This window comes from Rhodobacter flavimaris, from assembly GCF_021378075.1.
Classification (GTDB): domain Bacteria; phylum Pseudomonadota; class Alphaproteobacteria; order Rhodobacterales; family Rhodobacteraceae; genus Rhodobacter; species Rhodobacter flavimaris.
In genome coordinates this window covers 85,541-105,010 of the sequence record NZ_JAJUOS010000011.1, presented here as the reverse complement: position 1 = coordinate 105,010, position 19,470 = coordinate 85,541, and the positions used below count along the sequence as shown (strand labels likewise).

Sequence of the window (19,470 nt, the reverse complement as noted above, 5' to 3'; positions counted from 1 at the left end):
AAATCGGTGTGAGCCGCAGTTGAGCACATCACGCCAGCAGGCGCAGCCCCCAAAGCACGGCAACACCCACCGCCAGCGCGGCAAGGCCAAGCGCGCGGCGTCGCTCGGGGCCGATGGCGGCAAGGAAGGCCAGCGCCTCCTCGATACGCGAAGGGGCCAGCGCAAGCGCCAGCCCCTCGATCACCAGAACAAGGCCAAGGCCTGTGATCAGCGTTTCGATCATTGCGTGGGCGCCCGACGCTCCCCGATCGATTCAAGGAAGCGGTCATAGTCGAAATAGACGCTGTCGGGCTGCGTCACCAGCGAGGACGACCCGGGCTTCATGCTCTCGGTGTAGAACTGAAGCCCACGGGTGAAGGCGAAGAACTGGGGGTCCTTGCCATAGGCCTCGGCATAGACGCGGTTGGCCTCGGCATCGGCCTCACCGCGGATGATCTCGGCCTGCTTGCGGGCCTCCGAGGTCACCTCGACCACGGTACGGTCGGCGGTTGCGCGAACGCGCTGCGCGGCTTCGCCACCACGGGCACGCTCGTCCGCGGCCTCGCGTTCACGCTCGGCGCGCATCCGGTCATAGGTCGCCGAGAGGTTCTGCTCGGGCAGGTCGGTACGCGTCAGGCGCACGTCGATCACGTCGATACCAAGCGCCGCGGCCTCGCGCCGTGCAAGATCGCGGATACGGTTCATCAGCGGCGTGCGGTCATCCGACAGCACGGCCGTCGAGGGCACCGAACCCAGAACCTCGCGGATGGCGTTGTTCAGGATGCCGTCGAGGCGGCTTTTCGCGACGGTCTCGCCGCCCACGCCCACGGCCTCGCGGAACCTGACGAGATCGACGATACGCCAGCGCGCGAAAGCATCGACCACAAGGCGGCGATCGTCGAGCGGCGTGACCTCGAGCGGACGGGTCGGCAGGCTGAGGATGCGGTCGTCGTAGGTCACGACCTCCTGGATCAGCGGCAGTTTGAAGCCAAGACCGGGGTCGGTCTTGATTTGCTTGACCTGGCCGAATTGCAGCACCAGTGCCTTTTCGCGCTCGTCCACGACGAACAGTGACGAAAGGCCGACGGCAGCCACGATCGCGACGGCGGGGATCAGAAACGGAGCCTTGGCCATCAGTTCGACCCTCCCGTGGCAGGTTTGCGCAACTGGTCAAGCGGCAGGTAGGGCACAACGCCCGTTCCCGCATTCTGATCGACGATCACCTTGTCCACCGAGCCTAGGATCTTTTCCATCGTCTCCATGAACATCCGTCGCTTGGTCACGTCGGGCGCATTGACGTATTCGTTATAGACCGAGACGAAGCGCGCGGCCTCACCCTCGGCATTGTTGACGATCTGGGCGCGGTAGGCCTCGGCCTCTTCCTTCAGCTGCGCGGCGGCACCGCGGGCGCCTGCGGTCACCGTGTTTGCATAGGCGTCGGCCTCTTTCTCAAGCCGGTCGCGTTCCTGCTGGGCGGCCTGCACTTCGCGGAAGCTGTCGATCACCTCGCGCGGCGGGTCGGCGCGGTTGAAGTTGACACGCACGATGTTGATGCCCGCGTCGTAGGTTTCCAGCGTCGCCTGCACGGCCTGGCGCAGGTCGGCCGCAATCGCACCGCGATCGCGGTTGAGGATCGGCGCCAGTTCCGAGCGCGCGATGATGTCGCGCAACGCGGATTCAGATACCGCGCGGATCGTGTCTTCGGGATCGGCGAGGTTGAAGAGATACTTGGCCGGGTCCGAGATGTTCCAGACCACCTGGAACTCGATATCCACGATGTTCTGATCGCCCGTCAGCATCAGCCCTGTGTCCAGTTCGCTGCCGCGCCCGGTGCCGATATCGACCGTCTGTTCGCGCGTCACGGGAACGATCTCTGCGGTCACGACCGGCCAAGGCGCAAAGTTCAGGCCGGGGCTGCCGGTGGACTTGTACTGGCCGAACATCAGCTCGACCGAGCGTTCTTCGGGCTTGACGGTATAGAACGAGGCATAGGCCCATACGCCCGCCGCAGCCAGGATCGCGATGCCGAGCGTCGAGCCGGTGAAGGCCGGCCCCGAGGGCCTGCCGCCGCCGGTGGGCCGACCGCCGCCCCCGCCGCCGCGCCCGCCCATGAGCACCTTGAGCTGCTCGGAGCCTTTCTTCATGAATTCTTCGATCTCGGGGATCGGGTTGCCCTCATTGGGGCGGCGTTGTCCGGGGCGGCGGTTCTCGCGCTCGTCGTCGTCACCGCCACCTGTTCCCCAGGGACCTCCGTTACTCATGCCATCCTCACCTTCTTGTCAGTTCCTAAGCCACTTGGGCATGGTCGCGCGCGGGTTCAAGCCGTGCGCACGGGTTTTCGCATCGTCACCAGTTCTTCGGCCATGGTCGGATGGACCGCGCAGGTCGCGTCGAACTGCGCCTTGGTCGCCCCCATCTTCATGGCAATGCCCGCCATCTGGATCATCTCGCCCGCGTCCGGAGCCACGATATGGCAGCCCAGAACGCGCTGCGTTTCCTTGCAGACCACAAGTTTCATCAACACCCGCGCGTCCGATCCCGCGAACATCGAGCGCATTGGCCGGAAGGCCGAGACATAGACCTCGACCGGGCCTTGCTTGCGGGCGTCTTCCTCGCTCAGGCCGCAGGTGCCGAATTCGGGCTGGGTAAAGACCGCCGACGCGACCAGTTCGTGATCGGCCTTGCGCGGCTTGGCGCCAAAGACGGTATCGGCGAAGGCGTGGCCCTCGCGGATCGCGACCGGCGTCAGCTGGATACGGTCGGTCACGTCGCCTACAGCGTAGATCGAGGGCACGTTGGTTTGCGACCACTCATCGACGGCCACAGCGCCATTCCCGACCAGCTTCACGCCCGCGGCCTCAAGGCCCAGCCCGTCGGTATTCGGCACCCGGCCCGTGGCGTAAAGCACCGCGTCGAACGTGTCGTCGCGCAGGTCCGAACCATGGATGCGCAGGCCCTGATCCGTCTTTTCGATCTTCGAGATGACGATGCCGGTGTGAATCTCGATCCCGCGCGCCTGCATCTGCGCCACGATCAGGTCGCGGCACTCGGCGTCGAAGCCGCGCAAGAGGGGCGAGCGGTTGAACTGCGTGACCTGCACGCCAAGCCCCGCCATGATGCAGGCGAACTCGCAGGCGATATAGCCGCCGCCGACGATCAGAAGGCGCTTGGGCAGCGCGTCGAGCTTGAAGATCTCGTTCGATGTGATGACATGCTCGCGGCCTTCGAATTCGGGCACGAAGGGGCGTCCGCCAACGGCCACGAGGATATGCTTGGTGGTGACGATGGAGCCATCGGCCAGGCGCACCTCATGCGGCCCCGCGACGGTGGCGCGCTGGTCATAGACCGTCACGCCCGCGCCCTGCTGGCCCGCGCGGTAGATGCGCTCGAGCCGGTCGAGTTCCGCGTCAAGCTTGCCCCGGAACGCCGTCCAGTCGAAGCCGCCGATCTGTGCGTCCCAACCGTAGGCGCGCGCCTCCTCGATCATGGCGGGGCCTTGAGAGGCGAAGACCATCAGTTTCTTGGGAACGCAGCCGCGGATCACGCAGGTGCCACCCATGCGGTATTCCTCGGCCAGCGCGACCTTAGCACCATGTTCGCTTGCGGCGATGCGCGCGGCGCGCACGCCCCCCGAACCGCCGCCGATCACGAAGAGGTCGTAGTCGAAAGTCATGTCTCTTCCCGTTCTGGTTTGCTCGGGGCTGATCTAGGCCGCGCTGGCCGCGCGGCCAGCGCCTCAGTCCAGATCGCTGAAGATGTTCGATTCTTCGGCAAAGTCGATGCGGTCATGCGACACGCTGCCGTCATTGATGTCGCGCAGCTCCACCGTGCCATCTGCGCCGCCGATGATGACCTTGTCGCAGATGTCGATGAAGAGGCCATTTTCGACCACGCCGGGGATCTGGTTCAGCACAAGGCTGAGCTGGCGCGGGTTGCCGATGCGCTTGAGGTGGCAATCGACGATGTAATTGCCCTCATCGGTCAGGAAGGGCTGGGTGCCATTGAGGCGCAGCGCGGTCTGGCGGCCCATGACGTCCATGCTGGAAAGCATTTCCTCGATCAGGCCGCGCGTGGTCTGCCAGCCGAAGGGCACGACCTCGACGGGCAGCGGGAAGGCGCCCAGCTGGGCTACTTCCTTGGCCGCGTCGGTGATGACGATCATCTGGTCCGAAGCGGTGGCGACGATCTTTTCTTGCAGCAGCGCACCGCCGCCGCCCTTGATCAGGTTCAGCTCGGGGTCGAATTCATCAGCGCCGTCGATGGTCAGGTCGAGCCACTTGGCCTCTTCGAGGGTGACGACCTTGATGCCGACCTGGCGGGCCAGTTCGGCCGTCCGGGTCGAGGTGGGCACGCCCACGATGCTCAGCCCCTCTTCGCGCACCATCTCGCCCAGGCAGCGCACCATCCAGGCGGCGGTCGAGCCAGTGCCAAGGCCCACTTTCATTCCGTCCTCGACAAAGTCGACGGCACGGCGGGCAGCGGCGAATTTCGCCTTGTCGATGGGGGAGAGTTCGGCGGGCATGGGCGTCTCCTGCAATTGGTCCGTCTCGCTTATAGGCAATCGCGCCCGTACGTGCGAGGGCGAATCTCGCCTGCGCCTGGCTGACATGGCTGTGCGCGTTTCGGGCGCGGAAGGTCGTTTTTACACCCGCGTCCGCGTCGTTTCATGCCAAGCTGTGCGCGACAGGGAGCCAACATGTTTCTAAGCGTTTTCGACATCTTCAAGGTGGGCGTCGGCCCGTCTTCCTCGCACACCATGGGCCCGATGGTGGCCGGGGGGCGGTTTCTTGATCGCCTGCGCGCCTCGCCGTTCCACGCGCATGGATTGCGCGCGCGGCTCTACGGCTCGCTTGCGTTTACCGGCAAGGGGCATGCAACGGATCGCGCCACGATCCTTGGGCTGGCGGGTTTTCTGCCCGAAAGCTACGATCACACGGCCGCCGAGGCCGCGCTGGCTGCAAACCGCGACACGGGCACGATCCATCCTCCGGGTCTGAACGTGCTTGCCTTCGATCCCGACCGCGATCTTGTGTTCGATTTCGGCCCGGCGCTGCCCGGACACGCCAATGGCATGGTCATTGAGGCGCTCGACGCGCAAGGCGACGTGCTGATGCAAGAGACCTATTACTCGATCGGTGGGGGCTTCGTGCTGACCGCAGCCGAGCACGAGGCCGTCGATGACAAGGCGCTGTCCGAGCCTTCGCCGGTGCCCTTCCCCTTCCGCACCGCCGTCGAGATGTTGCAGATGGCCCATGCCTCGGGTCTGAGCATCGCGCAGATGAAGCGCCGCAATGAGCGTCGTTATCGCTCGGAAGCCGAGATCGACGCGGGGCTTGCCCGGATCTGGCAGGTGATGAACGATTGTATCTCGCGCGGGTTGGTAGGTGACGGCGTGCTGCCCGGTGGGTTGCATGTGCGCCGCCGCGCGAAGGGAATTTTGGAAAGCCTTCAGGCCGAGCGCGGCATGAACCTCGCGCCGCCGCACACGATCAACGACTGGATATCGACCTATGCGATGGCGGTGAACGAGGAAAACGCCGCCGGAGGGCAGGTCGTGACAGCGCCGACGAATGGCGCGGCCGGTGTGGTTCCTGCCGTGATCCGGTATTGGCTTGACCATGTGCCGGGGGCATCCGGTGCGCGGGTGGGGGAGTTCCTGCTGACCGCAGCCGCGATCGGCGGGATCATCAAGACGAACGCCTCGATCTCGGGGGCGGAATGCGGCTGCCAGGCCGAGGTCGGCTCGGCCGCGGCGATGGCGGCGGCGGGACTGGCTGCGGTGCTCGGAGGCACGCCTGAACAGATCGAAAACGCCGCCGAGATCGCGTTGGAGCACCATCTCGGGATGACCTGCGATCCGGTGAAGGGGTTGGTCCAGGTGCCCTGCATCGAGCGTAACGGGTTGGGCGCGATCAAGGCGATCTCCGCCGCTTCCCTCGCATTGCGCGGGGATGGGTCGCATTTTGTACCGCTTGACGCGGCGATTGAAACGATGCGCCAGACCGGCCGCGACATGCACGAGCATTACAAGGAAACGAGCCTTGGCGGACTGGCGGTCAACGTGCCGAACTGCTGAGGAGAGTGCGCCCTCCTCGGGCGGGCAAGCCCGCCGCTCGTCGGTCGCCTCAGGGGCGCGGCCCCTCTGGCCTGCGGCCATTCACCCCGGGATATTTGGGCCACATTGAAGGGAAACGCACATGCGCTTCAATGTGGTTGAAATATCCTCGGGGGGTGAATTTGCTGTAAGCAAAGAGGGGGGCAGACAGCCCCCCTTTCTTGATCGTCAGAGCGCGCGCCAGCCGATGTCCTTGCGGCAGAAGCCTTCGGGCCAGTCGATCTGGTCGACCATCGCGTAGGCCTTTTGTTGGGCTTCGCGCAGGGTTGTACCGCGTGCGGTGACGTTGAGCACGCGCCCGCCGGTGGCGACCAGTTGGCCGTTTTGTAGGGCGGTGCCGGCGTGGAAGACCATGTTGGAGCTGTCTTCGGGCAGGGCGTCGAGGCCACTGATCGGGGTACCTTTCTCGTAGCTTCCGGGGTAGCCCTTGGCGGCCATCACCACCGTCAGCGCGTGATCGTCGGCCCATTGCGCCTGAACGTCGGGCAGGCGGCCCTCGGCGCAGGCCAGGAGCAGATCGAGCGCCTGCGCACCGAGGCGGAGCATCAGCACCTGACACTCGGGGTCGCCGAAGCGCACGTTGTATTCGACAAGGCGCGCGTGGCCGTTCTTGATCATCAGGCCCGCGTAGAGCACGCCCTGGAACGGAGTGCCGCGGCGGGCCATCTCGGCCACGGTCGGCTTGACGATCTGATCCAGCACCTGCGCCTGAATCGCGTCTGTCAGAACCGGCGCGGGCGAGTAAGCACCCATCCCGCCCGTGTTCGGCCCGGTGTCACCGTCGCCCACGCGCTTGTGGTCTTGCGCGGTGCCGACGGGCAGCACGTTCTCGCCGTCCGAGAGGATGAAGAACGAGGCTTCCTCGCCCTCCATGAATTCCTCGATCACCACCTCGGCGCCAGCCGCGCCGAAGGCACCGCCGAAGATCTCCTCAAGACCGGTCAGCGCCTCTTCGAGGGTCATCGCGACGATGACGCCCTTACCGGCGGCGAGGCCATCGGCCTTGACCACGATAGGCGCGCCTTGTGCGAGGACATAGGCCTTGGCTTCTTCGAGGTCGTCGAAGCGCGCGTAGCCTGCGGTTGGCGCCTTGCAGGCGTCGCAAATCTCCTTGGTGAAGGCCTTGGAGGACTCAAGTTTCGCGGCAGCGGCCGAGGGGCCGAAGGTCAGGATGCCTGCGCCGCGCAGCGCGTCGGCCACGCCGGCGGCCAGAGGGGCCTCGGGGCCGACCACGACGAAGTCGATGGCGTTTTCCTCGACGCAGGCCAGCACGGCGGCGCTGTCGCAGGGGTCGATCGAGGCCAGTTCGGCAACCGCGCCGATCCCGGCATTGCCCGGCGCGACGATCAGCCGGTCGCATTTCGGGTTCTGCTTGATCGCCCAGGCCAGCGCATGTTCACGCCCACCGCTACCCAGCAACAGAATATTCATCGCTCAACCCCCTTGGCCATCCTTGCTGCGCCTTCTAAGGTCTGGACCCAAATCAGGCAAGGCGCGCAATGGATCTGTTGGACGAAACCCCCGGCTCGAACGCCCATGACTATACCGTCTCGGAAATCTCGGGCGCGGTGAAGCGCGTGATCGAGGGCGAGTTCGGCCGCGTGCGCGTGCGCGGCGAGGTGGGGCGGGTCTCGCGCCCGTCCTCGGGGCATCTCTATTTTGACCTCAAGGATGATCGTGCGGTGATCGCGGCGGTCAGCTGGAAGGGGCAAGTCGCGCGGATGCAGGTGCGCCCCGAAGAGGGGATGGAGGTCATCGCCACCGGCAAGCTGACGACCTTTCCGGGTCAGTCGAAATACCAGCTGATCGTCGATGATGTCGAACCCGCCGGGGCGGGCGCGCTGATGGCCATGCTTGAGGCGCGGCGCAAGGCGCTGGCGGCCGAGGGGCTGTTTGACGCCGCGCGCAAGCGCCCGCTGCCCTATCTGCCCGAGGTGATCGGTGTGGTGACCTCGCCCTCGGGCGCGGTAATCCGCGATATTCTGCATCGGCTGCGTGACCGTTTTCCGCGCCGGGTGCTGATCTGGCCCGTGGCGGTGCAGGGGCAGGCCTGCGCGCCCGAGGTGACGGCCGCGATCCGGGGCTTCAATGCCCTGCCCGAGGGTGGCCCGATCCCGCGCCCTGATCTTTTGATCGTTGCGCGTGGTGGTGGCTCGATTGAGGATCTGTGGGGGTTCAACGAAGAAGCCGTGGTGCGTGCCGCCGCCGAAAGCCGCATTCCGCTGATCTCGGCCGTCGGGCATGAGACCGATACGACGCTGATTGACTTTGCCTCGGACCGTCGCGCGCCAACGCCCACGGCGGCGGCCGAGATGGCGGTGCCGGTGCGCGCAGAACTCGCCGCGCGGCTGGCCGAGGCCGAGGCGCGTATGGCGCGGGCGACGCGCGGGCGGCTTGATCAGCGTGGCCAGCGGCTGTCCGATCTGTCGCGCGCGCTTGGACGCCCGGATACGCTGCTGCAACCTGCGCGGCAGCGGTTCGACCTGATGAGCGACCGCCTTGGCCCCGCCCTGCGGATGGTTACCACGCGTAAGCGCGCGATGTTCGCGCCGCTTGAGGCGCGCATCGCCCCGCATGTCTTGCGCCGCTACATGGCGGAAGAGGCGCGGCGGCTGGCCGGGCTGGCGGGGCGACTGGCCCCGGCGCTGGCGCGCACCCGAGCCGATGCCGAGAAGCAGAACCGCATGGGCCGCGCACAGTTGGAAGGTCTGGGTGAGCGCCTGCACCGCGTCCCGCGCGCCCGCTTCGAAGCGCTGGCGGAGCGGCTGGAGCGGCTTGACCGGATGCGCCAGACACTTGGCTATCGCGAAACCTTGCGGCGCGGCTATGCGGTTGTGCGCGCAGGCGACGATGTTGTGACCAGCAAGGCCGCCGCAGCCACACACGCGGCGCTGGAGATTGAGTTCCACGATGGCCGTCTGCCGGTGGTCACGGGCACCGATGCCCCGCCGACCCCGCAGCCCGCACCCAAAGCCGCGCGCGCCAAGAAACCCGAGCCGCCCAAGCAGGGCAGCCTGTTCTGATCAGACGCCGACGTTCAGGCCGGGGCAGGACAGGGGCTTGTCGCTTTCTTGCAGCGAAATCAGCGGCTCGCTTTCCGGGCTGCCCTGGAAGCGGGCCATCAGCCCCTCGGGGCGATCAAAGAAGGTCCAGCATTGCAGGCCGTTGTTGTCGCGGTAGTCGAAGCAGATGAACTCGCCCGCCTGAAACCAGCGGCCTTCCTTGCATTCGCTCTCGGTGAAGGCCCAGATCACGCGCTGGCCGGGAAGGTATTGCTCGACCCCGTAGGGTTCGCCGCCCGAGAAATAGGTGATCGTCTTGCCCACCGTGCGCGCGTCGAACCCCGCCGCGTCGAGCGGTTTGCCGTCTGCCGCGAAGGCCAGGCTCGGTACAAGCGCAATGGCAAGGGCGGTCATCAGGTGGGGCAGGGCCATGAAACACTCCGGTCAGAATGGCCGCAGAGTGGCACGAACGGCCCCATAGTGAAAGCCACTAAGAAGTGAGCGGCGCGCGAGCGGCCTCGTGATGCTTGCGCAGGGTGCGGACCTTGCGGTCCATCGTGCGTCGCCACAGCGTCGGGATCAGCGCAAGCGTCGCCATCACCGGCAGCGAGTAGGGCAGCATGGGGCGCGCCTTGTCGCGGGTGTCGCCAAGACGCAGCGCGGGATAGGCGCGGGCCGGGTGGGCGTGGTGGTCCGAGTGGCGCGGCGCGTTCAGCATCCAGAGCGCGGAGACCGGCTGGCGGGCATCCCAGCTGTGGCGGAAATCGACGGGTTCAAAGTGCGCCTCGTCGAGACGAGCGCGCTCCAGCCCGTAATGCTGGACATAGTCCGACAGCAGCAGCTGAAGCTGCGCGTAAAGGCTCAGCGCCAGGAAGGCCAGCACCCCGGCCAGTCCGAAGGCGAGCCCCGCGATCAGGACAAACCACAACCCGCCAAGCACGTAGCCGACATAGGGGTTGATCATCCGTCGCGCCCCGTCCTGCTGCGCGGCGGTGACGATGCGGGTGCGCTCCATCTCATAGCCGGCGATGAACGAACCGCTCCAGGCGCGGGAGAAGAAGGACCAGAAGCCCTCACCCAATGCGGCGGTGTTGGGGTCGTCGGGCGTGGCGACGAAACGGTGATGCACCAGCCGGTGCGCCGATGCGTGATGCCCGAACAGCAGCGAGATATAGACCCACTTGCCCAGTTGGAACAAACGTGAGTTGGCGCGGTGGATCAGTTCATGCGCGTTCGAATTCGACACCTGCCCGAAGAACAGCCCGAAGGCCCAGAAAAGGCCCGCCCGCGCGGCCCAACCAAGGCCGGTCGCCCCCGACACCGCCGCTACCGCGACCGCCAGCAGCACGAAATGCGCGCAGCCAAGCGCGATCGAGAGCTTGTCTGCGGCCGGAAACTCGGCCCCTTCGGGCGCATCGGGGGAGGCGCGGACGATGATCTCGTCGAGCGCGAAGATAAGGATCGTCATGTAGATCAGCGCGGCCCAGACGAAGGCGCCGCCCAGGAACGCACCCAGAAGCAGCAGTGGCACGGGTGCGAGCGTCACCAGCGCGAACAGGTCCACGCCCGGCGTCGCGCGCCCCAGACGGGCAAGAGCGGACAGCGGGCCGGGAGAACGGGGCGGATCGGTCTGGGTCGTCATTACTCATACTCGTTTGCGTCGGAGCCTTGCCGGTTGCGCGAACTGCCGATGGGTCAGCCTTGATCGCCCGGCGATTTTCTGGCGCTGTGGCGCCATGATGGAGCAGCTTCTTGTCAGTATTGCGGCGCTTCTGGCGGTTTGGCAGTTCTTGGCATTTGCCACGGCACCATCCTCCCTGCGCAAGAGTGTGGTCAAGACCGGATCGGTCGCGGCGCTGGCATTGGCCGCACCGCTGCTTGGCGCGCCATGGACCATCGCGCTTGGGCTGGCGCTTGGCGCGGTCGGCGACTGGTTCCTGTCGCGCGACGGCGAGCGGGCGTTTTTGCTGGGCATGGCGGGTTTCGCAGCGGGCCACGCTAGCTATGTCGTAGCCTTCATCGGCATGGGGGCGGGCATGCCCGGCTGGCCCGCCATCGTGGCGCTCATGCTGCTTGGCGCCTCGACCGAGGTCTGGCTTGCCCCCCGGACCGGCGCGCTGCGCTGGCCAGTGCGAGGCTATGTGCTGGTGATCCTCGCGATGAGCCTTGCGGCCCTCGGGCTTGAGGGGCGCGGAATGTTGCGCGCGGGCGCTATGCTTTTCGTCGCCTCGGACCTCGTGCTGGCCGTTCAGATGTTCGTGCTAGGGGATGGGCCGCTGCGCCGCGCCTGCCAGCGGCTGCTCTGGGTGCTTTATTGGTGCGGACAGGCCCTGATCCTGTGGGGCGCCGCCTGAGCTTCGCCCTTCCATCGGGCGCCCGGATTGATTAGGTGAGAAGAAACCACCCGAAGGGCTGCCTGATGTCGTTTTTCCAAAAACTGAAGTCGCGCCTGACGCGCTCCTCCTCGAAGCTCGAAGAAGGGCTTGAGGCCATCGTCGCCGAGGCGCCCGAGCCCGCAGCCCCCGAGGCGCCAGCGCCCGCGGTTCCGGCCGCTACGGCGCCGCAGCCTGCACGGGTGCCTGCCGAGGCGCGCAAGCCCGGCTTCTTCGGGCGGCTTCTGGGCAAGGGTGAGGATGCCGCCGCCCCGCGCCGGGTGCTTGACGATGAGATGCTCGAAAGCCTCGAAGAGCTGCTGATCGCCTCGGATATGGGCGTCGATACGGCGCTGCGGGTCAGCGCGAATATCGCCGAAGGGCGGATGGGCAAGAAGCTGTCGGTCCCCGAGATCAAGGCGCTTCTGGCCGATGAGATCGCCCGCATCATGGAGCCGGTGGCTCGCCCGCTGCCCATTTACCCCAAGCGCCCGCAGGTGGTGCTGGTAGTGGGCGTGAACGGCTCGGGCAAGACCACGACGATCGGCAAGCTCGCCTCGCAGTTCCGCGCGGCAGGCAAGCAGGTGGTGATCGCGGCGGGCGATACGTTTCGCGCTGCGGCGGTCGAGCAGCTCAAGGTCTGGGGCGACCGCGCCGGGGTGCCAGTGCTGACCGCGCCCGAGGGCTCGGACCCGGCCTCGCTTGCCTTCGATGCGCTCACCAAGGCGCAGGAGGACGGTGCGGATCTGTTGATGATCGACACCGCCGGGCGGCTGCAAAACCGCGCCGACCTGATGGAGGAACTGGCCAAGATCGTCCGCGTGATCCGCAAGAAGGACGAGACCGCGCCGCATAACACGCTTCTGGTGCTGGACGCGACGACGGGGCAGAACGCGCTAAGTCAGGTCGAGATCTTTTCGAAGATCGCCGATGTCTCGGGGCTGGTGATGACCAAGCTCGACGGCACCGCCAAGGGCGGCGTTCTGGTCGCGCTGGCGGACAAGTTCGGTCTGCCGATCCATGCCATCGGCGTGGGTGAGCAGATCGACGATCTGGCGCCCTTCGACCCCGAGGACTTTGCCCGCGCACTGGTCGGCGCGAATGAATAAGGGCCATGCGCCACAAGGGGCCATGGCGCCATGAGCGAATTTCTCACGTCGCTTGAGGGCACGGCCGCAGGCCATCAGGCGGCATTGGCGCTGGCGCTGCTTGCCGCGTTGCTCCATGCGTTGTTCGGCGCGTTGCAAAAAGGGCGGCATGACCCGTGGCTGAGCCGCGCGGCCATCGACGCCTGTTATGGCCTGATCGCCGCGCCCTTTGCCCTGTTTGTCGTGCCCTGGCCCGAGCCGCATATGTGGCCGATCTTTGCGGGCGTCTTCGTGATTCATGCGGGCTACAAGCTGGCGCAGGCGATGACCTACAGCCGGGGCGCCTATACGGTCGTCTATCCGGTCGTGCGCGGCACCGGCCCGCTCTTCGCGGTCATCGGGGCGGGGTTCCTGTTTGATGAGCATTTCAACGCGGGCCAGTGGGTTGGCGTTGGCGTGCTGGTCGCGGGCATCTACGGCCTTGCGCTCTACAACCTGCGCACCATCACCCTGAACCGCGAGACGATGATCCCTGCGCTTGGCTTTGCGGTGCTGACGGGCGGGTTCGTGGCGCTTTACACCACCTACGACGCCTATGGCATCCGCGCGACCGCCGACCCGTTCACCTTTCTTGCGTGGTTCTTCTTCATCGACGGCTGGTTCATGCCGCTCCTGACGCTGCGGCGCTGGCGCAACGTGCCGTCCTCGGAATTCGTGCCGCTTCTGAAAAGGGGTGTCATCGGGGCTTTCGTGGCCTATTTCTCCTTTGGCGCGATCATGATGGCCACGCGGCTCGACAATGTCGGGCAGGCCGCCGTGCTGCGCGAGACCTCGACCGTGTTCGCCGCGCTGATCGGCTGGCTGGTGCTGGGGGAAAAGGTGGGGCCGCGCCGCACTGCGCTGATGGCGCTGATCGCGGTGGGTGCCGTAATCGTCGAAGTGGCGGGGTAGGAATGGCAGGACGCAAGATCAATCCCTGGGTGAAGGCGGGGCTCGAGTTCGGGCCGCTGGTCGTGTTCTTCGTGGCCTTCTCGCGCCTCAAGGATACCGATGTCACCATCGGGGGGACGGCCTATTCGGGCTTTGTGGTGGCGACCGCGCTGTTTGTCCCGCTTCTGGTGGCGACGACGCTGGCGCTGTGGCGGCTGACAGGGCGGCTGGCGCCCATGCAGATCGCGACGCTCGTGCTGGTGGTGGTGTTCGGCGGGCTGTCGGTCTGGCTCAATGATCCCAAGTTTTTCAAGATGAAGCCCACGCTGATTTATCTCTTGTTCGCTGTGCTGCTGAGCGTGGGGCTGATGCGCGGCAAGCCCTGGCTGCAACTGGTGATGGATGACGCGCTGCCCATGCAGCACGAGGGCTGGATCATCCTGACCAAACGTCTGATCGCGCTCTTCTTCGGCCTTGCCATCGCGAACGAGGCAATCTGGCGCACGATGTCGGATCAGACCTGGGTCAACTTCAAGACCTTCGGGCTGACGATCATCATGTTCGCCTTCTTCATGGGGCAAAGCCGTCTATTCGCCCGCTATGGCTATGAAAAGCCAGGTGCGGGTGGCGACGACGCCTGAGGCGCTCCCGCATTCAGCCCCTTGAATACAAGGCCGAAACCCGTCTGGCGCATGGCGTGGCAGGTTGACGCAGGCGCGGCGCGGCGTTAGGGCAGGGAACCCTGAAACGAAAGGCCGCTCCATGTCGAAGGATTGGAAAACCCGCACGAAACTCGTCCATGAAGGCATCCGTCGTAGCCAGTATGGCGAGATGGCCGAGGCGCTGTTTCTGACGCAGGGGTTCGTCTATCCGTCGGCCGAGGCGGCCGAGGCGCGCTTTCTGTCGTCGGGCGACGACGAATTCATCTATGCGCGCTACGGTAACCCGACCACCCGCATGTTCGAAGACCGCATCGCCGCGATCGAGGGCACCGAGGATGCCTTCGCCTGCGCCAGCGGCATGGCCGCGATCAACGGCGCGCTGACCTGCCTGGTCAAGACGGGCGATCATATCGTAGCCGCGCGGCAGATGTTCGGCTCGTGCCTGCATGTGCTCAAGGTGCTGCAAGGCTTTGGCGTCGGTGTGACGCTGGTCGATGGCACCAAGCTTGACGAGTGGCGCGCCGCGATGACCCCAGCGACCAAGGTCTGCTTCTTCGAGAGCGTCTCGAACCCCGGTCTTGAGGTCATCGACATCAAGGGCGTGTCCGAGATTGCCCATGCCAATGGCGCGGTCGTGGTGGTGGACAATGTCTTCTCTTCGCCGATCTTCTCTAATGCGGTCGAACTGGGCGCGGACATCGTCGCCTATTCGACGACCAAGCATATCGACGGCGGCGGGCGCGCGCTTGGCGGCGTGGTCTGCGGCACGAAGGAATATATCCGCGGACCACTGGAAACCTATGTCAAGCATACCGGCGGTGCGATGAGCCCGTTCCACGCCTGGATTATGCTGTCGGGGATGCAGACGCTCGATCTGCGCGTGCGCGCGCAGGCGGCGAATGCGGCGATGGTGGCCTCGGCGGCCGCGGGGCATGAAAAACTTGCCCGCGCGATCTATCCGGGGCTGGTCGATCACCCGCAGCACGCGCTTGCGATGGAGCAGATGGGCTCGGGCGGGACGATGGTCTGCGTTGATCTCAAGGGCGGCAAGGCGGCGGCGTTCCGCTTCCTCAATGCGCTCAAGATCATCTCGATCTCGAACAACCTCGGCGATGCCAAGTCGATCGCGACCCATCCGGCCACGACCACGCACAAGAACCTGTCCGAGGAAGAGCGCGCGCTGATCAATATCACGCCGGGCATGGTGCGGATCTCGATGGGAATCGAGGATGGCTCGGATCTGGTGGCCGATGTGTTGCAGGCATTGGACGCAGCCTGATCTTTTTGTGTCGTCCGCGCGCAACTTGTTTTGGACTTTTCCCGTATTACCCCCATATGCATCAGTGCCCGGGGGTCGTCCGGGACAAGTCCGCAAGGGGACCCAATGAATATTCAGGACCGCATTGCGATGCCGGATACGGATGAGGCCAAGGCCGCTTTGGAGGTTCTGCGCGCCTGGGCTGCGCAGGCGAGCGAGACCGAGATCGCTTTGCTCGATCCGGCGATTGCCCGGCTGCTGCCCGAGCGCGCAGTGGGCAATTACCCGGATCTGAACCGGACCTATGATCCTGACTTCAAGGTGGATGCCAGCTACAAGGCAGGCCTGCCGGATCTGCAAAATGGCCCCGCCTCGCTGATCGTAGGCGCCAAGACGCGGATCGAGCACGTTGGCATTTCGAACTTCCGCCTGCCGATCCGCTACCGGCTGCGCGAGGGGGGCGAGATCACGCTGGAGACCTCGGTCACCGGCACCGTTAGCCTTGAGGCCGAGAAGAAGGGCATCAACATGAGCCGCATCATGCGCTCGTTCTATGCCCATTCGGAAACCGCGTTCTCGAGCGGGGTGATGTCGCAGGCGGTCGATGACTACAAGGATCACCTGGAAAGCTTCGACGCGAGGTTGCAGATGCGGTTTTCCTACCCGACGCGGGTGGAAAGCCTGCGCTCGGGCCTGTCGGGCTGGCAGTATTACGACTTCGCGCTTGAACAGATCGACCGCGCCGGGACGCGCAAGCGGATTATCCATCTCGACTACGTCTATTCCTCGACCTGCCCCTGTTCGCTGGAATTGTCCGAGCACGCCCGCCGCGTGCGTGGGCAATTGGCGACGCCGCATTCGCAGCGCTCGGTCGCGCGGATCTCGGTGGTGGCCGAGCCGGGGCAGCGGCTGTGGTTCGAAGATCTGATCGACATCGCCCGCGCCGCCGTGCCGACCGAGACCCAGGTCATGGTAAAGCGCGAGGACGAGCAGGCCTTTGCCGAGCTGAACGCCGCCAATCCCATCTTTGTCGAGGATGCGGTGCGCGCCTTTGCGGCCGGTCTTCTGGCCGATCCGCGCGTGGGCGATTTCCGCGTGGTGGCTAGCCATCAGGAAAGCCTGCATAGCCACGATGCCGTGGCGCTGCTGACCGAGGGCGAGACCTTCGCGTCCGACAGTCTTGATCCGCGGTTGTTTGCCTCGCTCTTGCATGGCGGCTGAGGGAGGGGGCGCTGCCCCCTCGGGCCTGCGGCCCTCACCCCCGAGGTATTTTTGCCAAGAAGAAGATGCGAACATTGCGTGAACTTCTCTTGGCCTTCCGCGCAGAGGCAGCTAGATTGGCGCCATGAGCGGTTTTGACGAAGATGATGCATTCGAGGGGGCGTTGAGCCTGTCGCAGCGCGCCATGGGCGCGATGCGGGGGAGCGTGCCTGATGCCGAGCAGGGATATCTGAACGGGTTGAACCCCGCTCAGCGTGAGGCTGCGGTGACTCTGGATGGCCCGGTGTTGATCCTGGCGGGGGCGGGCACGGGGAAGACCTCGACGCTGATGGCGCGGGCTACGCATCTTGTTCGAACCGGTCGTGCGCGTCCGAACGAGATTCTCGCGGTGACGTTCACCAACAAGGCGGCGCGCGAAATGTCGGATCGGCTTCGCAATCCGCCGTATTCTGATAAGAAAGGTGAAGTGCACGCTGAGCGATCGGATCGCTTAGTCATTGAGTTGCCGTGGCTTGGCACCTTCCACTCGGTTTGCGTCAAGCTCTTGCGGCGTCATGCCGAGTTGGTGGGGCTGAAGCCGAACTTTACCATTCTCGATACGGACGATCAGATCCGGCTGCTCAAGCAGTTGATCGTCGCCGCGAATATGGATGAGAAGCGCTGGCCGGCGCGGCAATTGGCCGGGATCATCGACGGTTGGAAGAACCGCGCGCTGACGCCCGACCGGGTGAAGGGCGCTGAAACCGCGGCGTTCAACAATCGCGGGTCCGAGCTTTATGCGGCCTATCAGGAGCGGCTGCGCACGCTCAACGCCGTCGATTTCGGCGATCTGCTGCTGCACATGGTCTCGATCTTCCAGACGCATAAGGACGTGCTCGAGCAGTATCAGCGTCGGTTTAAGTATATCCTGGTGGATGAGTATCAGGACACGAACGTTGCGCAGTATCTGTGGTTGCGGCTCTTGGCGCAGGGGCATCGCAACATCTGTTGCGTGGGCGATGACGACCAGTCGATCTACGGCTGGCGTGGTGCCGAGGTGGGCAATATCCTGCGGTTCGAAAAGGATTTCCCCGGCGCGGCGGTGATCCGGCTGGAACAGAATTATCGCTCAACGCCGCATATCTTGGCGGTGGCCACGCAGCTGATCGCGAGAAATCAGGAGCGTCTTGGCAAGACGCTTAAGACCGATGCGAAAGAGGGCGAGAGAGTGCAGCTTGCCAGCCATTGGGATGGCGAGGAAGAGGCGCGCCGGATTGGCGAAAAGATTGAAGATCTTAAGAGTGGACGGGCTCGGGAGGCGCGGGAACGGCTAAACCTTCGCTCGATTAGATTGGACGCCGAACTGCGGCGCTTTGCTGAGCATGGGATCCGATGGACGACGCGGCGAGATTTGGCTAGGTGGGCTTTCGTCAGTGGCCGTGCCTATAATGACGAGAAGGTCAGAAACCTCATTACTTGGCTACTGCAAAAAGAAGCGAACGCCAGCTACCTGAGCAAGTATAAATCGGTCTGGGACAGTCCGCTGGATCGGTTCAACTTCAATGAAATGGCCATCCTCGTGCGTGCCTCGCACCAGATGCGCGCCTTCGAGGATCGCTTTCTGACGATCGGTTTGCCGTATCGGGTTGTCGGCGGGCCGCGCTTTTACGAGCGGCTCGAGATTCGCGATGCGATGGCCTATTTCCGGCTGGCGGTCAGCCCCGATGACGATCTGGCGTTTGAGCGCGTGGTGAACACGCCCAAGCGCGGCCTTGGCGACAAAGCGCAGAACACGATCCAGCGGGCCGCGCGCGAAAACGGGCTGAGCCTGTTCGACGGGGCGCGGCTGGTGCTGCAATCGGGCGAGATGAGTGGCAAGGCCGCCGGGCAGTTGCGGCTCTTTGTCGAGAATATCGCGCGCTGGCATGAGGCGGTGCGCGGGGCTTCACCCGCTACGGCCACGAGCCCCGCAGAGGACGACGACGCGCTGATCGAGCTGGAGGCGGACGCGGTTCCGCCCGCGAATGATCACTCGCACATCCGGCTGGTCGAGCAGATCCTCGAAGACAGCGGCTATGTCCAGATGTGGCTCAACGACAAGACCCCCGAGGCGCCGGGGAGGCTCGAAAACCTCAAGGAACTCTTCAAGGCCCTGGAGCAGTTCGAAAATCTCCAAGGGTTCCTCGAGCATGTCGCGCTGATCATGGATAATGACCGCGACGAGGGGGACCAGAAGGTTACCATCATGACGCTGCACGCGGCGAAGGGGTTGGAGTTTCCGGTCGTCTTCCTGCCGGGTTGGGAGGATGGGCTGTTCCCCAGCCAGCGCTCGATGGATGAAGCGCCGCGGAAGGGGCTCGAGGAGGAGCGGCGGCTGGCCTATGTCGGCATCACCCGGGCCGAGGAGTTGTGCACAATCTCGTTTGCCGGGAATCGCCGCGTCTATGGCCAGTGGCAAAGCCAGTTGCCGTCGCGCTTCATTGACGAGCTTCCGGCGGCGCATGTGGAGGTGCTTCCCTCGGGCATGGCCGGGGGCGGGTTTGGCGCGGCCAGCGCCTATGGCCGCGGCGGCATCGAGGAACGGGCGAGCCGGGCCGATGTCTATGCCTCGCCGGGCTGGCAGCGGATGCAGTCGCGGGGCGTCAGCTCGCAACCGCAGCGGCGTGGGGCGATGATCATCGACGCCGAGACGGTCGCCTTCGAGATTGGCGAGCGCGTTTTTCACAAGAAGTTCGGCTATGGCGAGGTGCTCGGCTCCGAGGGCGACAAGATCGTCGTGGCCTTCGACAAGGCCGACACCAAGAAGCTGCTGGCCTCGTTCGTGGTGCCCGCAGACGAGGCGGGCGACGTGCCGTTCTGAGCGC

17 protein-coding genes are annotated in these 19,470 nt (G+C 65.2%); 9 read left to right on the top strand and 8 right to left on the bottom strand.

Going from position 1 to position 19,470, the window contains the following annotated elements; genetic code table 11:
- Positions 1-28: 28 nt before the first annotated feature.
- From LZA78_RS14205 to rpiA, 5 genes are all read right to left on the bottom strand, one after another.
- Positions 29-223, bottom strand: a complete 195-nt coding sequence (locus LZA78_RS14205) for a DUF2065 domain-containing protein (RefSeq protein ID WP_233677579.1) — start codon at positions 221-223, stop codon at positions 29-31.
- The gene (gene hflC / locus LZA78_RS14200; RefSeq protein ID WP_233677578.1) at positions 220-1,113 is read right to left on the bottom strand and encodes a protease modulator HflC; all 894 of its coding nucleotides are present in this window, start codon (positions 1,111-1,113) and stop codon (positions 220-222) included. The genes LZA78_RS14205 and hflC overlap by 4 nt, the downstream gene beginning before the upstream one ends.
- Complete coding sequence (hflK, locus tag LZA78_RS14195) at positions 1,113-2,240, bottom strand: FtsH protease activity modulator HflK (RefSeq protein ID WP_233677577.1); 1,128 nt, start codon at positions 2,238-2,240, stop codon at positions 1,113-1,115. Before hflK ends, hflC begins: the two co-directional genes overlap by 1 nt.
- Before the next feature lie 56 nt (positions 2,241-2,296).
- Positions 2,297-3,652: a glutathione-disulfide reductase gene (gene gor / locus LZA78_RS14190; RefSeq protein WP_233677576.1), complete on the bottom strand. Its 1,356-nt coding sequence runs from the start codon at positions 3,650-3,652 to the stop codon at positions 2,297-2,299.
- Between the two features lie 63 nt (positions 3,653-3,715).
- Entirely contained in the window at positions 3,716-4,501 is a 786-nt protein-coding gene (gene rpiA / locus LZA78_RS14185; RefSeq protein WP_233677575.1) for a ribose-5-phosphate isomerase RpiA, read from the bottom strand.
- A gap of 174 nt (positions 4,502-4,675) precedes the next feature.
- Between rpiA and LZA78_RS14180 the strand changes: the two genes are divergently transcribed.
- The gene (locus LZA78_RS14180) at positions 4,676-6,055 is read left to right on the top strand and encodes an L-serine ammonia-lyase (RefSeq protein WP_233677574.1); all 1,380 of its coding nucleotides are present in this window, start codon (positions 4,676-4,678) and stop codon (positions 6,053-6,055) included.
- A gap of 207 nt (positions 6,056-6,262) precedes the next feature.
- On the opposite strand, the gene purD is transcribed toward LZA78_RS14180, so the two are convergent.
- Positions 6,263-7,525, bottom strand: coding sequence for a phosphoribosylamine--glycine ligase (gene purD / locus LZA78_RS14175; protein WP_233677573.1), 1,263 nt, complete (start codon positions 7,523-7,525; stop codon positions 6,263-6,265).
- A gap of 68 nt (positions 7,526-7,593) precedes the next feature.
- Between purD and xseA the strand changes: the two genes are divergently transcribed.
- Positions 7,594-9,117, top strand: coding sequence for an exodeoxyribonuclease VII large subunit (xseA, locus tag LZA78_RS14170; protein ID WP_233677572.1), 1,524 nt, complete (start codon positions 7,594-7,596; stop codon positions 9,115-9,117).
- On the opposite strand, the gene LZA78_RS14165 is transcribed toward xseA, so the two are convergent.
- Positions 9,118-9,528 carry a hypothetical protein gene (locus tag LZA78_RS14165; protein WP_233677571.1) on the bottom strand — a complete coding sequence of 137 codons (411 nt, stop codon included), beginning with the start codon at positions 9,526-9,528 and terminating at the stop codon, positions 9,118-9,120.
- Positions 9,529-9,586: 58 nt separating this feature from the next.
- The gene (locus LZA78_RS14160) at positions 9,587-10,738 is read right to left on the bottom strand and encodes an alkane 1-monooxygenase (RefSeq protein ID WP_233677570.1); all 1,152 of its coding nucleotides are present in this window, start codon (positions 10,736-10,738) and stop codon (positions 9,587-9,589) included.
- A 94-nt stretch (positions 10,739-10,832) separates the two neighbouring features.
- Between LZA78_RS14160 and LZA78_RS14155 the strand changes: the two genes are divergently transcribed.
- From LZA78_RS14155 to LZA78_RS14125, 7 genes are all read left to right on the top strand, one after another.
- Positions 10,833-11,450 carry a lysoplasmalogenase gene (locus LZA78_RS14155; RefSeq protein WP_233677569.1) on the top strand — a complete coding sequence of 206 codons (618 nt, stop codon included), beginning with the start codon at positions 10,833-10,835 and terminating at the stop codon, positions 11,448-11,450.
- Positions 11,451-11,515: 65 nt separating this feature from the next.
- A complete protein-coding gene (gene ftsY, locus LZA78_RS14150) occupies positions 11,516-12,577 on the top strand; it encodes a signal recognition particle-docking protein FtsY (protein ID WP_233677568.1) in 1,062 nt (353 codons plus the stop codon).
- 30 nt (positions 12,578-12,607) lie between these two features.
- Positions 12,608-13,507, top strand: coding sequence for an EamA family transporter (locus LZA78_RS14145; protein ID WP_233677567.1), 900 nt, complete (start codon positions 12,608-12,610; stop codon positions 13,505-13,507).
- A gap of 2 nt (positions 13,508-13,509) precedes the next feature.
- Positions 13,510-14,127: an inner membrane-spanning protein YciB gene (locus LZA78_RS14140; RefSeq protein WP_233677566.1), complete on the top strand. Its 618-nt coding sequence runs from the start codon at positions 13,510-13,512 to the stop codon at positions 14,125-14,127.
- Positions 14,128-14,248: 121 nt separating this feature from the next.
- Positions 14,249-15,427 carry an aminotransferase class I/II-fold pyridoxal phosphate-dependent enzyme gene (locus LZA78_RS14135; RefSeq protein ID WP_233677565.1) on the top strand — a complete coding sequence of 393 codons (1,179 nt, stop codon included), beginning with the start codon at positions 14,249-14,251 and terminating at the stop codon, positions 15,425-15,427.
- A gap of 105 nt (positions 15,428-15,532) precedes the next feature.
- Positions 15,533-16,627, top strand: a complete 1,095-nt coding sequence (gene folE2 / locus LZA78_RS14130) for a GTP cyclohydrolase FolE2 (protein ID WP_233677564.1) — start codon at positions 15,533-15,535, stop codon at positions 16,625-16,627.
- Positions 16,628-16,751: 124 nt separating this feature from the next.
- On the top strand, positions 16,752-19,466 hold the full coding sequence (locus LZA78_RS14125) for an ATP-dependent helicase (protein ID WP_233677563.1): 2,715 nt from the start codon (positions 16,752-16,754) through the stop codon (positions 19,464-19,466).
- Positions 19,467-19,470: the final 4 nt, after the last annotated feature.

Coding starts and splice junctions, on each gene's coding strand:
- LZA78_RS14205 (WP_233677579.1), bottom strand. CDS start 223: ATGATCGAAACGCTGATCACAGGCCTTGGCCTTGTTCTGGTGATCGAG.
- hflC (WP_233677578.1), bottom strand. CDS start 1,113: ATGGCCAAGGCTCCGTTTCTGATCCCCGCCGTCGCGATCGTGGCTGCC.
- hflK (WP_233677577.1), bottom strand. CDS start 2,240: ATGAGTAACGGAGGTCCCTGGGGAACAGGTGGCGGTGACGACGACGAG.
- gor (WP_233677576.1), bottom strand. CDS start 3,652: ATGACTTTCGACTACGACCTCTTCGTGATCGGCGGCGGTTCGGGGGGC.
- rpiA (WP_233677575.1), bottom strand. CDS start 4,501: ATGCCCGCCGAACTCTCCCCCATCGACAAGGCGAAATTCGCCGCTGCC.
- LZA78_RS14180 (WP_233677574.1), top strand. CDS start 4,676: ATGTTTCTAAGCGTTTTCGACATCTTCAAGGTGGGCGTCGGCCCGTCT.
- purD (WP_233677573.1), bottom strand. CDS start 7,525: ATGAATATTCTGTTGCTGGGTAGCGGTGGGCGTGAACATGCGCTGGCC.
- xseA (WP_233677572.1), top strand. CDS start 7,594: ATGGATCTGTTGGACGAAACCCCCGGCTCGAACGCCCATGACTATACC.
- LZA78_RS14165 (WP_233677571.1), bottom strand. CDS start 9,528: ATGGCCCTGCCCCACCTGATGACCGCCCTTGCCATTGCGCTTGTACCG.
- LZA78_RS14160 (WP_233677570.1), bottom strand. CDS start 10,738: ATGACGACCCAGACCGATCCGCCCCGTTCTCCCGGCCCGCTGTCCGCT.
- LZA78_RS14155 (WP_233677569.1), top strand. CDS start 10,833: ATGATGGAGCAGCTTCTTGTCAGTATTGCGGCGCTTCTGGCGGTTTGG.
- ftsY (WP_233677568.1), top strand. CDS start 11,516: ATGTCGTTTTTCCAAAAACTGAAGTCGCGCCTGACGCGCTCCTCCTCG.
- LZA78_RS14145 (WP_233677567.1), top strand. CDS start 12,608: ATGAGCGAATTTCTCACGTCGCTTGAGGGCACGGCCGCAGGCCATCAG.
- LZA78_RS14140 (WP_233677566.1), top strand. CDS start 13,510: ATGGCAGGACGCAAGATCAATCCCTGGGTGAAGGCGGGGCTCGAGTTC.
- LZA78_RS14135 (WP_233677565.1), top strand. CDS start 14,249: ATGTCGAAGGATTGGAAAACCCGCACGAAACTCGTCCATGAAGGCATC.
- folE2 (WP_233677564.1), top strand. CDS start 15,533: ATGAATATTCAGGACCGCATTGCGATGCCGGATACGGATGAGGCCAAG.
- LZA78_RS14125 (WP_233677563.1), top strand. CDS start 16,752: ATGAGCGGTTTTGACGAAGATGATGCATTCGAGGGGGCGTTGAGCCTG.